The organism is Sphingomonas sp. OK281, from assembly GCF_900115295.1.
Taxonomy (GTDB): domain Bacteria; phylum Pseudomonadota; class Alphaproteobacteria; order Sphingomonadales; family Sphingomonadaceae; genus Sphingomonas.
Window position 1 is genome coordinate 1221667 of record NZ_FOVZ01000001.1, and the last position, 11984, is coordinate 1233650.

The window sequence follows — 11984 nt, forward strand, 5'->3', positions numbered from 1 at the left end:
GCTAGAACCGGACGTCCCAGCCGAGCGTGAAATTGCGCCCGCGCCCGGAGAAGAAGTGCGCGTTGTCGGTCGGCCGCACCGTGTCGCTGTAATAATCGATGTAGAAATGGTCGAAGATGTTCTGCGCGCTCAGCGTCAGCGCGCCGACGGGCAACGCGTACCGTATCGAGGCGTCGGTGATATTGTAGCCGCTGAAGTCGTTTGCGGCGGGCAGCCCGGCATATTTGCGCGCGAGGTAGAATTGCTGCTGCACGCGGGCGGACACCTTGCCGCGGACATAGCTCGCCGCGAGGTTCAGGCGATCGGGCGAGATATTCGCGCCGTCCAGATCGATATCGACCTTGCCGTCGTCGTTCGAGTCGGTGCGGCCGACGAGATGCGCGAACCCGGTCGACAGAGTCAGCCCCGGCAGCGGCGTTCGCGCCTCCAGATTGACCTCGATGCCCTGGATCTCGACGCGCTGGCGTTGCGCTTCGTAGGCGCCGCCGACGAACACCAGCACCTGCCCGCGCGTGCTCGTCGACCAGAAATAGGTCGCGCTCGCGTTCATCGGCCCGCGCTTCACCTCGACGCCGAGTTCGCGGTTGTTCGACACGATCGGCGCGATGTCGACATAGCTGTCGAGGTCGACCCCGTCGCGGTTGATCGCGCGCGAGATGCGGCCGACATCGGGCACGGTAAACCCTTGCGCATAGCTGCCATAGGCGCGGATGCCGGGGATCGGCTCGACGATGACGCCGCCATTGAACAACGCCTTGCTGAAGCTCGGGCTGCCGCCCGCAACCGCATGGCTGCCGTACGAGGCGAGCGTGGTGTAGTCGTCGATGACGATCTTCACATTCTCGTAGCGCGCGCCGCCAGCGATCCGCACGACCTTGTCGAACAGCGCGAGGTTGACCTGCCCGAACGGCGCGAGGCTGCGGAAGTCGGCGGGTGGCACCCAGACGCGGTCGGTCGCGATCAGGCGCTGCTCGGTGCGATCGTACAGCGCGTCGAAGCCCAGCGTCGCGGTCAGCGCCTCGAAGCCGGGAATGCCGCGTTCGTAACTGAACTTGCCGCCATATTTGCGCGAGCGGTTCTGCGACTGGTCGAACAGCGTGCCGACCGGTGCGAGCCGCACGTCCTGGAACGTCGCGATCGGCGCCACCTCGCCGCCAAACGTATCGCGCGAGCGGTTGAAGAAGACCTGGGTCACGAGGTTGCCGCCCCACAGATCGGGATCGGTCAGCGACAGGGCGATGCTCTCGGTGCGGTTCTCGGCCGGATCGCCCGGCGGCGTTCCGCGCACCGACGTGGTCGGCAGGTTCGTGCGGAAATTACCGTTACTGGCGATGTAGTTACCACCGCCCCTCAGCTCGAACCGGTTGGCGATCAGGTCGATCCGCGCGGTATCGGTGAGCGCATAACCGGCGCGTGCGAACACCGACCAACTGCGGGAGTCCTGCGTTTCGCCTTGGGTCAGGTCGGTGCCAACGCGGTTGCCGTGCCCGTCGTAGAACGCACCGCGCTTGTCGTACGCACCCCCCGCCATCACGTCGAAGCGCCCCGATTTCCACGCGAGCAGCCCTGCGACCTTGCCGCCCTTGCCGTCGCCGCTGAAGCCGGTGTCGGTCGTCCCCTGCACCAGCGCGCGGCCCGAAAGACCTTCGGCACGCGGCGGCTGCACGGTTACCTGGTTGACGATCCCGCCGGTGCCGCCGATCCCCTGCAACGCGTTCGAGCCGTAGATCAGTTCGACCCGGTCGATGAAGAACGGATCGATCGTGAACCCGTCGCGCGATCCATCGCGCAGCGGCGTCGACTGCGGGATACCGTTGATCGCATAGAGCGGCGAGCGCCCGCGCAACGTCTCGCCCGCGCCCGACAGCTTCTGCCGCGTCGGGGAGAAGGACGGGGTCAGGTTCGACACCGCATCGACCACGGACCCGCCAATCGCGACCTGCTGGTCAAGCGCGGCGCGGTCGATCACGTCGATCGTCAGCGGCAGCGCGTTGGGCGGCAGGATGCTGCGCGTCGCACTGACGACGATATCTGCGGGAACGTCCGACGATCTACCGTCTGAATCATCCGCCGCCGAGGTCAGCATAGCCTGGGCGCAGACCGGCACCGAAGTACCGATGGCCGGTAACGCCAGGATAGTGAAAAGCCCAAACCGCATAATGCCCCCCGAATAGGGACGCCCCTACGCGTGCCATCGCGCTAATGCAAATCGTTCGCATGAAAGCGACGGCCTGGTGACCCGACCCGCTGCGAACGTCGTCATGATGTAGGGCCTCGTGGATCGACGTTCGCTGCGGTCGATAGGCTTCCTGACTTCGGCAATTTGCTCGGATGCAGCTTTTAGTCGCATGTCCGCGGCAACATACTTGTCCAGTCAACAGGTGATGATCGGACCGCTTCACAAGCCACGCGGAGAGCTCAACCGACCATCTCTCCTTACGTAGGCTCGACCACGAGGAGTGACGGGTCGTCCAACACCAGCAAATCCCGTTCTTGCTGCAACCGCATAGCACGTAATCCGGGAGACGACTGCGCCCCCCGGATCGTGGGCGATTACGCCATGGCGACCTTGGTTCGCGTCGAGGTATGGCCGCCGGAGCGATACAGCATATCGGCGGCATCTTCCGGGGTCACCCCGGCGGCGCTGGTATCGACGGACACGAACACGCCACCCTTGTTGATGCGGCCCTCGTAATAGCTGGCATCGACCCGGCTGACACCGTGGTCGGTCATCACTTTCTCAAGACCTCCCACGGCACCACCAAGCGCCGCGCCCGTAATCGCGGCGGCGGGAATCGCGGCGGATGCGATCGCACCCGCGGCGACCAAGGGGCCGACACCAGGGATGGCAAGCGCCGCAATACCGAGCAGGGTCCCGATGCCCGCGCCGGCCGCAACCTTGCCGGCGAATTCCTGCGTGTCGCCGTTACCGTCGGTAGTCGTGTTCTTGCCATCGTGCTGAGCGATCACCGAAATGGCGCGGTCTTCGACGCCGGCAGCGCGAAGTTCCGCAACCGCGCGTTCTGCGTCGGCATGATTATCGAATACGGCGGATATGAGGTTCGTGCTCATCGTGATTCCTGTCGTTGGCTCGGTTGCAGATGCTCCTAGAAGCCGTGCGGACAGATGATCGTTCCAGATATTGAAGGTTACCGCTGCGGTAACCGTGAATAGAGCCACGCAGTCAGGCTTCGTCGCGGCGACTCGATCGCCGACGCTAGGGTCGGGAATGCCAAATTCCACATCGGCACGCTCAACGCGATCTCGTCGGCGCCCCAACGCTGCCGCTGCCGCTCGGCGAGCGAACTGCCGTAGATGCCCGCGGATCTGGCGGTGGTCACATCGGCGTCGAACATCGGCAGGTCGTTCGCTTGAACGTCGAGGGGTTCGACCTCCTGCCCCAGGTTTACCTCGTACAACGGCGCGATATCAGTCTGCGCTACCTCGCCCGCGGATTGGTGATCGCTATTCGCGATACGGGCCGCCGGCGATCACATCGACCCAGGACGGGACCTTGTAGCCGGGCACGAGCCGCTCGCCGAAGTCGCGGATGAAGTTCTCGTAGGTAGTCTCCGGCTTCGTCTGGGCGATGTGCAGTGCGCACGCGGCGAACTGGCGCTTCATGTCGAGGCGCGGGACCGCCGCGACGACCGCCTCGATGTCGGCCTGATCGAGTGTCGCATAGTCGGCGGTGCCGAAATCGACACCGATGCCGCGGGACGACAGCGCGACTTCGGTTTCCTTGAACAGGCTGATCGAATGCGTGGTGTGGAGCGCTATACCGTCCCAGACGAGCTGCGCACGCCGATCGTCGAAACCCTGTTCGCGGACGAAGGCGGCAGCGATACCGGCGCCGTTCACCTCGAAGCGGTGAGGACCGTCGCCGTGCGGCGCCAGGCCAATGTCGTGGAGCAGCGTTGCGACGGCGACGATCTCGGCATCGAAGGAGTCGCCGCGCACCACGGCGATCTTGGTCGCGAAGATCCACGACCGCGTGACGTGGTTGAACAGCGAATGACTCATGTGGTCGCGCGCAAAGTCGAAGGCGCGCAGGATAATCGGGGTCTCGGGCAAGGTCGGAAACAGGGCGCGCAGATCGGGATAGGACAGCGGGTTGGGTGCGGACATGACGGGGCTCCCAGGCGCGCGGCTTGGCGGCGCCATGCGTTTCGGTTGGTGGCCGTTGGCGGGCGGAGCGCTCGCTCCGCCCGCCCGGAGCCTTCAGGCGCGGATGAAGGCGAGGATGTCCGGGTTGATCACGTCGGCATGGGTCGTCGCCATGCCGTGTGGGAAGCCCGGGTAGCTCTTCAGCGTGCCGTGCTTCAGCAGCTTGACGGCAGACTGGCTGGTCGTCGCGAACGGCGCGACCTGATCGTCCTCGCCGTGCATCAGCAGCACGGGCTGATCGATCAATCCGAGGTCAGCAGTGAAGTCGGTGTCGGCGAAGGCGGCGATGCAGTCGTATTGTGCCTTGATGTCGCCGGCCATCGCCTGACGGTACCAGTTGTCCGACACGCCGGTCAGGATCTTGGTGCCGGGACGGTTGAAGCCGTAAAACGGCCCGCTCGAGAAATCGCGATAGAATTGCGCGCGGTTGCCGGCGACGCTGGCGCGGATGCCGTCGAATACCTCGGGTGGAACGCCGTTGGGATTGTTGGCGGCGCGGGCCAGCCGCGGCGGGATCGCACCGATCAGCACGCCCTTGGCGACCCTACCCTTGCCGCCGTAGCGCGCCATGTAGCGGATGACCTCGCCGCCGCCCGTCGAGTGACCGATGTGGACCGCGTTCTGGAGACCGAGGTGCATCGTCACGGCCGCGACGTCGGCCGCGTAGGTGTCCATGTCGTTGCCCTTCGACGCCGGGCTCGACCGGCCGTGGCCGCGGCGGTCGTGCGCGACGACGCGGTAGCCCTTGTCGGCAAAGTACATCATCTGGTTGTCCCAGTCGTCGCCGCTCAGCGGCCAGCCATGGTGAAAGACGATCGGCTGGCCGGCGCCCCACTCCTTGTAGAAGATCTCGGTGCCGTCCTTGACTGTGATGGTGCTCATGATCTGCTCTCCTGGAGTGCGGTTTGCCCCGGCGGCAGCGAAAGCCGGCGCGGCGAGGGTAAGTCCGGCAACGACGGCGGCACCGACGAGGACTTCGCGGCGCGAGCCACCTGTCGCAGCGACAGGGTCCGGGCTAAGTAAAGTTGGCATAATAGTTCCTCGCGGTAACTTCGGCGTCTCGCCGCCGGATGTGTGATACCGTAACGGATCCGGAACGGTGATCGGCCGAACCGACAAACCACAAGGTCAAAGTGACAAATGGCGCAGCCACCTGCCCCCGTGGAGATCGGCATCGTCCTACGCCCCAGGATGATGCTGGGCATCGTTCACGGACTGACCGATCTGTTCCGGATCACCGATGACCTCAGTCGCGTCCGGCTCGGCTCGGACGCGCCGGTGCTGCGGATCACCCATTATTCCGATACCGGCGCCCGTGGCATCGTGAGAACCTTCGATTCTCTGCCTGATGGCGCGGCGCCGGGAGCCGGTCCGAGCATCGTCATCATCCCGCCGTGCGAAACCGCCGCGCTGGGCATCGAGACCAGCAGCAGATGGGCCGACTGGCTGACCGCGCGCCATGCGGAAGGGGTCGTCCTCGGGTCGATCTGCGGCGGCACGTTCCTGCTCGCGCAGACCGGATTGCTCGACGGCCGCCGCGCCACCACGCACATGCTGTGCGCGCCCGAGCTGGCAACCATGTTCCCCGCCGTGAACGTCGACATCGATGCGCTCCTAACGGAAGAAGACGACCTGATCACGGTCGGAGGCGTCATGGCGTGGACCGATCTCGCGCTTGTCATCGTCCGGAGATTACTCGGGGCGGCAGCGATGATGGCAACCGCGCGCTTCATGATGATCGACCCGCCAGGTCGCGAGCAGCGCTTCTACAAGACTTTCGCCCCAGAGATGAACCACGGCGACGGCGCGGTCCTGAGAGCCCAACAGCACTTGCATGCACACGGTCCTAGTGGTTGCACCATTGCCAGCATGTCCGAACAGTCCGGCCTGGAAAGGCGGACCTTCATCCGCCGTTTCCACGCAGCCACTGGCTTGCGCCCCAACGAGTACCATCAAAGACTCCGCATCGAGCAGGCGCGCGAACTCCTTGAAACGACGACCGATGCGATTTCCAAAGTCGCTTGGGATGTTGGTTACATCGATCCGGTGTCCTTTCGCCAGCTGTTCGCCAAGCTCACGGGGCTCAGCCCGAGCGACTATCGCAAACGGTTCGGCCACGTTGTTCGGGCTGATGACCGCATCTTCCCGCCGAGGTCTCTGCAACCCGCATAATAGTCACAACTCGTGGCGCAAAGCAGCACTCTCCGGGAGCAAACGGTCGGGTTTGGGCCAGCGCTGCGTCAAGCTGACCGATCCTCGGGATCGGCTAAAGCACAGTGCCTGAAAAACGATCCCGGACCGGGAAGGTCAGGCCCGGATGATACGAGCGGCATAGCATCCTCGTCTTGCGTAATGCGCATGCAAGTATGCGACACCGGGATCGCCGAAGAAACGTTCGATCAGCGGCACAAGATCTTCACCGTCCGACAGATCGGCATCCAGCATCTCCCCGTCCTCGCTAAAGGCCCGCAGCGAGATCGGTCGAATGCGGATCACCTCGGGAATGGTATCGATCACGTCCAGCGCGACCTTTGCACCCTCGCGGACGAAGATGGCGTGCCGCGACCGATACGGGGTGTCGGCGGGCTGATGCTCATAGTTGAGCAGGATGGCACAGTCCCCGATGTCCATATCACGGACCTCGATGCGGTCGGGAAAGCCGGGTTTTGCATCCACGACATACCGCTTTGCGCCGGCAGCCGCCAAGTCGGCGTCCGGCAGTTCGTAGAGATGGCTGAACTGGCGTGGATCTATTCCTAGTACGCGAAACGACATGGCGAACTCCTACGGTGCGGCCGCTATCATGGCACGATCCACGAACCGCGATGTCCCGTTCATTGCTCTCAAAAACGACATGCCCGTTCCCCGATGGTCAATCGGGGAAATCGAGTGCGGTTTGAATTGTACTGCCAGGATCGTCATGGCCGCGACTTCGAACGGGCTTCAGTGCGGTTATCCCGGCAACCGCTAGCAGCAGCAACGCTGCCCACGGCAATGCGCCCGCGCCAGACCCGTCGAGCAGATAACCGCCGAGAACTGCGCCGCCGGCGATCGCCAGGTTCCAGACGGTGACGATCATGGCCTGCGCTATGTCCGCTGCCGCACCCGCTGCCCGTGCGGAGGCGGTCTGCAACACGGTAGCCGCGCCACCGAAGCCCAGCCCCCAGGCTACAGCCGCCGCGTAGACGCCGATAGGACCCACGGAAGCCGCTAGCAGCATCGCGGCGCTGGCGAACAGTCCGATGCCGATGCCGGTGAGCAGGCGGAGATGGCGGTCGACCAGCATGCCCGTCAGCACAATGCTGACCAGTCCGGCCACCCCGAAGGCGAGCAATACGCGATCGATCTGCGCAGGCATGCCGGCCCGTGCCAGCACCGGTGCGATGTATGTGTAGAGGACGTTGTGCGCGAGGACGAAGGCAAGCGTCAGAAGCAACACCGGGCGCACGCCGGGTAGCACGAAGACGCGTCCCAGCGAGGGTCGGTCTACGGCATACTCGCCCGGAAAATCCGGCAGTCGCAGCGCCATCCAGCCTGCCAGCACTACGGCAATCGCGCTCAGCAGCACGAACGCCGTACGCCACCCCGCCAGATTGCCGAGCATCGTTCCGGCGGGGATGCCAATACACAATGCCAGCGGCGTGCCGGCCATCGCCACCGCCATGGCGCGTCCGGCCATGCGGTCGGGCGCCATGCGGAGAGCGTAACCAGCCAGCAGCGCCCATAGCAAACCCGCCGACACCCCGCCTACAAAGCGTGCGACGAGCGACACGACGAAGCTGTGCGTCATCGCCGTCAGCAGGTTGGCGACCGCGAACCCGGCGATCGCACCGATCAGCAGCGGGCGTCGCCGCCATTGTCGGGTCGCGGCGGTCAGCGGTATCGCGGCGAGCAGCGACCCTAGCGCGAAAACACTGACCCACTGTCCGGCCAATGCCTCGCTTACGCCGAAGCTGCGACCGATCTGAGGCAGCAGGCCGGCAGGAAGCGCCTCGGTCAGGATGGTGACGAACCCCGCCGCTGCCAAGGCAACCAGTCCTGACAGTGGCAGTCGGTCGGATGCGGATGTCATACGGCGACCGGCGGCAGCATTACGTCGCCGCTCGATACGGCGTTCAATTGCTCGAACTTGTCGCAGAAGACAGGCCCCGAGAAAAACAGGTCGACATCGCCGGGGTCTGAAATGGCCTCGACGTTGACGATGAACGTCGGCGGCATCGGTGAATGTGTAAATATGGCGGCCATGTCGCGCTCCTGCTCGTGCCTGGAGCGCTGGAACTAGAGCAGTGTCGGACAAAGAAAACCCAGCCGCTGTTCCGATGACTGCGGAACATCATTCCGTTATACCGGCGCTATGGATCAGTTCGCTGCGCTTACCGCATTCGCCCAGGCCGCGGAGACCGGCAGCTTCGTCGCTGCCGGCCGTCAATTAGGGCTGACCGCATCGGCCGTCGGCAAGGCGGTCGTCCGGCTCGAGGAGCAATTGCAAGCGCGCCTGTTCCACCGGAATACCCGCAAGATGGCGCTGACCGAGGAGGGGCGCATGTTCCTCGAGCGATGCCGGCGCATCCTGGCGGAGATGGAGGCGGCGCGTGCGGAGTTGGGCCAGACCCATCCCACGCCGCGCGGCCGGCTCCGCGTCAGCCTGCCGCTGGTCGCGATGTTCCTTGCGCCGATATTAGCCGACTTCATGGCCGCATATCCCGAGGTCCAGCTCGATCTGGACTTCAGCGACCGGCTGGTCGACGTCGTCGACGAAGGCTTCGACGCCGTATTGCGTACGGGATACCCTACGGACAGTCGGCTGATGAGCCGCAACGCCGGACGCTTCCGGCTGCTGCTCGTGGCTGCCCCCACCTATCTGGCCGAGTATGGCAGCCCGGCGTCGCCGCAGGATCTGGCGACCCACCGCTGTCTGCGGCAACGCTCGCCCAGTACGGGCAAGCTGCGGCCCTGGCCCCTTGCCGGGGGTGCGACGATCGTGCCGGAAACGATGAGCGCCAACGTGGTCGATCCCCTGATCCACTTGGCGATCGCCGGACACGGCATCGCCTGCCTGCCGCCGTTCGCAGTACGGCAGGAGATCCTCGACGGTCGGCTCCTGTCGTTGCTGGAACAGCATGTCCGCGAGATGGACCAGTTCAGCGTATTATGGCCGGCCAGCCGCCAGGTGACGGCGCGGTTGCGGGCGTTCATCGACTTCATGACGTCCCATCTGGCGCCAGAGTAGCCGTCGACCTGGTCCGGGCGACGGTACGTCCGAAGCCGTCGATGGCCCCACGACGTCGGCTTGCCTACTTCCTGATCTCTGGTGTCACTGTTGTTTCAGCTATTGTCGCCAGCCTGCGTGATGCTGACACCACGATCATCTTGACGCGCGCCTTGCTGATCGGTGGTGCAGCTGGCTCAATTGTGGATTTGTAGACGGTCTTTCACCCCGAGCAATCAGTCCGGGCCGGCAAAAGTCTGCCCGGACCGAATTGCGCAATCCGCCTACATCCCGGCTGCGGTCGGACGAACGATGACCTCGTTGATGTCCACTCCTTCCGGCTGCTCCAATGCGTAGCGGATCGCTCGTGCAATCGCGTCGGGAGTCAGCGACTTTTGGCGCCAGCTGGTCAGCGCGGAGGCGATATCCGGGTCGGTGATGTCGTTGCCGAGTTCGGTTGCGACAACCCCCGGTGAAATGATCGTCGTCCGGATGTCGTCATGCTCCTGGCGCAACCCTTCCGTGATCGCCCAGACCGCATATTTGGTCGCACAGTAGACGGCGGCGCTCGGCATCACGAAATGCGCGGCGATAGATGCGACGTTCACGACGTGGCCTGCCTTCTGCGCAACGAAACGCGGCAGCACGGCAGCGATTCCGTTCAGCACGCCGTGAACGTTGACGTCGATCATCCGCGTCCACTCATCCTGCTTCAGCGCGGCGAGATGTGAGAGCGGCATCACGCCAGCGTTGTTGATCAGCACGTCCACGCGCCCGAACCGCTCTTCCGCCGCGTCGGCGAAGGTTGCGAAGCTCGCCGGGTCGGTCACGTCCAGCGCACGCCAGGCAACATTCGCGCCGAGCTCTGCCGTGAGCGCCTCGAGGCGATCGGTCCTGCGCGCACCGATGAAAAGGCGCGCGCCCCTGCCCGCCAGCTCCCGCACGGTGGACTCGCCGATACCGCTTGAGGCGCCGCTGATCAGCACGGTCTTGTCGATGACGTCGTTCATGATTGTTCCTGTCCTGTTGTCCCGAAGGCGAGCACAGATGGAACCGGAAGGTCGGCCAGCGTGAGACCGATCGCCCGCGATCCTTGCACGATCCTCCGAAACGACCTCAATCACGCTTGTGAGAATGGGCCACAGCGAACACAGTCCTCTTCATGAGCACGATCGCAGACCTTGCCACGCTGGTTGCACGCCATGTCCCGAGAACCGGCATGGTGAGCACGCCAATCGATCGACTGTCGCTGTTCCGGGCCGATGAGCCGACCGTGCCCTTGCCGGCCGTCTATAACGCCTCGCTTTGCATAATTGCCCAGGGTGCCAAGCGAGTCTCGCTCGGCGGACAGAGCCTTCTCTACGATGCCGCGCATTACCTGCTGGTCTCGGTCGACCTGCCGCTCGTCGGACATGTCATCCAGGCGGATCGCGACGCTCCCTACCTTTGCTGCAAGATCGACATCGACCAGGCCGTGCTGGCGGACCTTATCCTGGCGGAAGGCGGCCGGGCGCCCAAGGCCGAACTGCCGGCTCTTGCGGTATATCGCAGCGACGACGATCTGGTCGACGCGACATGCCGACTGATGCGCTTGCTGGACCAGCCCGACAGCATCGCTGCGCTGGCGCCGCTGATCGAGCGGGAAATCCTGTATCGTTTGCTCAAGGGGCCCCACGGCCCTGCCCTGCGCTCCATGGCGGTCGCCGACAGTCATCTCAACCAGGTGAGCCGCGCTATCGCGACGATCCGCACGGCGTTCGACCGCCCCCTGCGCATCGGCGACATCGCCAACGCCGCAGGTATGAGCACATCGTCCCTGCACGAGCACTTCAAGGCGGTGACGAAGATGACGCCGTTGGAGTATCAAAAACAGCTGCGGTTACAGGAGGCGCGACGCCTGATGCTGTCAGCAGGCTCGACCGCAAGCGGCGCGGGTTTTGCCGTCGGGTATGAAAGTCCATCGCAGTTCAACCGCGAGTATGCCCGCCTGTTTGGTGCGCCTCCACGTCGTGACATCGAACAGTTGCAGCGTAGCGGCAATTTACTGACGCCCGTGTAGCCTCTCTCGCTGTGCGATTGGAGCCAATCGCGGAGACTCAGGTCGATTTGAGTCATTCCCGGCTTCGGGCGCTTGTTCGGCCAGAGCTATCAAACACGTAGGCGTGTCGCGCACTCGGCCTCTCCCTTGGCGCGGTTCGGCCGCCAATCGTCCGGAACGAGGCACTCCGCCGAACCTATCGGCTTCGAACAACGCTTATCCACAGATAGGCGTGGCTCAGGCAGCCCGGTTGGCAAGCACCACATCGAGAAGGCCGGGAAAGCGCTGGTCGAAATCCGAGCGTCGCAGCGTGTTGATCATCTCGCGCCCGGCTTGAGTCGTCTCGATCAGCCCCGCGGCGCGAAGCAGCTTCAGGTGGTTCGACAGCGTGCTTTTGGGGATCGACTCGCATGGTGCGGCGTCGGTGCAGCTTAGCCGCTCCGTCGCGGCGAGACGCGCCACCATGCCCAATCGGTTGGAATCGGCCAGCGCGTGTAGCGCGAGATCAAGTGGAACGTCCTCCAGCCGGGGATGCGTGAAACGGGGCATCAGCCTCATATAAGACAGCGA

General features: G+C 64.4%; 13 protein-coding genes. 3 read left to right on the forward strand and 10 right to left on the reverse strand.

The features are described from left to right. Nucleotide 1: 1 nt before the first annotated feature. The 5 genes from BM244_RS05460 to BM244_RS05480 form a co-directional block, all read right to left on the reverse strand. Nucleotides 2-2086, reverse strand: a complete 2085-nt coding sequence (locus tag BM244_RS05460; protein WP_093397872.1) for a TonB-dependent receptor — start codon at nt 2084-2086, stop codon at nt 2-4. 467 nt (nt 2087-2553) lie between these two features. Next, on the reverse strand, nt 2554-3072 hold the full coding sequence (locus BM244_RS05465) for a general stress protein (protein WP_093397873.1): 519 nt from the start codon (nt 3070-3072) through the stop codon (nt 2554-2556). A gap of 77 nt (nt 3073-3149) precedes the next feature. Next, nucleotides 3150-3419, reverse strand: a complete 270-nt coding sequence (locus BM244_RS05470) for a hypothetical protein (protein ID WP_093397874.1) — start codon at nt 3417-3419, stop codon at nt 3150-3152. 46 nt (nt 3420-3465) lie between these two features. Beyond that, complete coding sequence (locus BM244_RS05475; protein WP_093397876.1) at nt 3466-4128, reverse strand: HD domain-containing protein; 663 nt, start codon at nt 4126-4128, stop codon at nt 3466-3468. Nucleotides 4129-4221: 93 nt separating this feature from the next. Continuing rightward, entirely contained in the window at nt 4222-5049 is an 828-nt protein-coding gene (locus tag BM244_RS05480; protein ID WP_217649080.1) for an alpha/beta fold hydrolase, read from the reverse strand. 279 nt (nt 5050-5328) lie between these two features. Between BM244_RS05480 and BM244_RS05485 the strand changes: the two genes are divergently transcribed. Next, complete coding sequence (locus BM244_RS05485) at nt 5329-6339, forward strand: GlxA family transcriptional regulator (RefSeq protein WP_217649081.1); 1011 nt, start codon at nt 5329-5331, stop codon at nt 6337-6339. 135 nt (nt 6340-6474) lie between these two features. On the opposite strand, the gene BM244_RS05490 is transcribed toward BM244_RS05485, so the two are convergent. The 3 genes from BM244_RS05490 to BM244_RS23010 form a co-directional block, all read right to left on the reverse strand. Continuing rightward, entirely contained in the window at nt 6475-6942 is a 468-nt protein-coding gene (locus BM244_RS05490; RefSeq protein WP_093397880.1) for a DUF1203 domain-containing protein, read from the reverse strand. 97 nt (nt 6943-7039) lie between these two features. Next, nucleotides 7040-8239, reverse strand: a complete 1200-nt coding sequence (locus tag BM244_RS05495) for an MFS transporter (protein WP_093397881.1) — start codon at nt 8237-8239, stop codon at nt 7040-7042. After that, complete coding sequence (locus BM244_RS23010) at nt 8236-8412, reverse strand: nucleoside-diphosphate kinase (RefSeq protein WP_175518075.1); 177 nt, start codon at nt 8410-8412, stop codon at nt 8236-8238. The genes BM244_RS05495 and BM244_RS23010 overlap by 4 nt, the downstream gene beginning before the upstream one ends. Nucleotides 8413-8521: 109 nt before the next feature. Between BM244_RS23010 and BM244_RS05500 the strand changes: the two genes are divergently transcribed. Further along, nucleotides 8522-9397, forward strand: a complete 876-nt coding sequence (locus BM244_RS05500; RefSeq protein ID WP_093397883.1) for a LysR family transcriptional regulator — start codon at nt 8522-8524, stop codon at nt 9395-9397. A 263-nt stretch (nt 9398-9660) separates the two neighbouring features. Here the strand turns inward: BM244_RS05500 and BM244_RS05505 are convergent, their stop codons facing one another. Then, the gene (locus BM244_RS05505; protein WP_093397884.1) at nt 9661-10386 is read right to left on the reverse strand and encodes an SDR family oxidoreductase; all 726 of its coding nucleotides are present in this window, start codon (nt 10384-10386) and stop codon (nt 9661-9663) included. 152 nt (nt 10387-10538) lie between these two features. Between BM244_RS05505 and BM244_RS05510 the strand changes: the two genes are divergently transcribed. After that, complete coding sequence (locus BM244_RS05510; protein ID WP_093397885.1) at nt 10539-11435, forward strand: AraC family transcriptional regulator; 897 nt, start codon at nt 10539-10541, stop codon at nt 11433-11435. Nucleotides 11436-11651: 216 nt separating this feature from the next. Here BM244_RS05510 and BM244_RS05515 read toward each other — a convergent pair whose 3' ends face one another. Continuing rightward, nucleotides 11652-11963, reverse strand: coding sequence for an ArsR/SmtB family transcription factor (locus BM244_RS05515; protein WP_093398149.1), 312 nt, complete (start codon nt 11961-11963; stop codon nt 11652-11654). Nucleotides 11964-11984 lie beyond the last annotated feature (21 nt).

Excerpts from the sequence above, each read along its gene's own strand:
- BM244_RS05460 (WP_093397872.1), bottom strand. The coding sequence starts at position 2,086 with ATGCTGACCTCGGCGGCGGATGATTCAGACGGTAGATCGTCGGACGTT.
- BM244_RS05465 (WP_093397873.1), bottom strand. The coding sequence starts at position 3,072 with ATGAGCACGAACCTCATATCCGCCGTATTCGATAATCATGCCGACGCA.
- BM244_RS05475 (WP_093397876.1), bottom strand. The coding sequence starts at position 4,128 with ATGTCCGCACCCAACCCGCTGTCCTATCCCGATCTGCGCGCCCTGTTT.
- BM244_RS05480 (WP_217649080.1), bottom strand. The coding sequence starts at position 5,049 with ATGAGCACCATCACAGTCAAGGACGGCACCGAGATCTTCTACAAGGAG.
- BM244_RS05490 (WP_093397880.1), bottom strand. The coding sequence starts at position 6,942 with ATGTCGTTTCGCGTACTAGGAATAGATCCACGCCAGTTCAGCCATCTC.
- BM244_RS05495 (WP_093397881.1), bottom strand. The coding sequence starts at position 8,239 with ATGACATCCGCATCCGACCGACTGCCACTGTCAGGACTGGTTGCCTTG.
- BM244_RS23010 (WP_175518075.1), bottom strand. The coding sequence starts at position 8,412 with ATGGCCGCCATATTTACACATTCACCGATGCCGCCGACGTTCATCGTC.
- BM244_RS05500 (WP_093397883.1), top strand. The coding sequence starts at position 8,522 with ATGGATCAGTTCGCTGCGCTTACCGCATTCGCCCAGGCCGCGGAGACC.
- BM244_RS05505 (WP_093397884.1), bottom strand. The coding sequence starts at position 10,386 with ATGAACGACGTCATCGACAAGACCGTGCTGATCAGCGGCGCCTCAAGC.
- BM244_RS05510 (WP_093397885.1), top strand. The coding sequence starts at position 10,539 with ATGAGCACGATCGCAGACCTTGCCACGCTGGTTGCACGCCATGTCCCG.
- BM244_RS05515 (WP_093398149.1), bottom strand. The coding sequence starts at position 11,963 with ATGCCCCGTTTCACGCATCCCCGGCTGGAGGACGTTCCACTTGATCTC.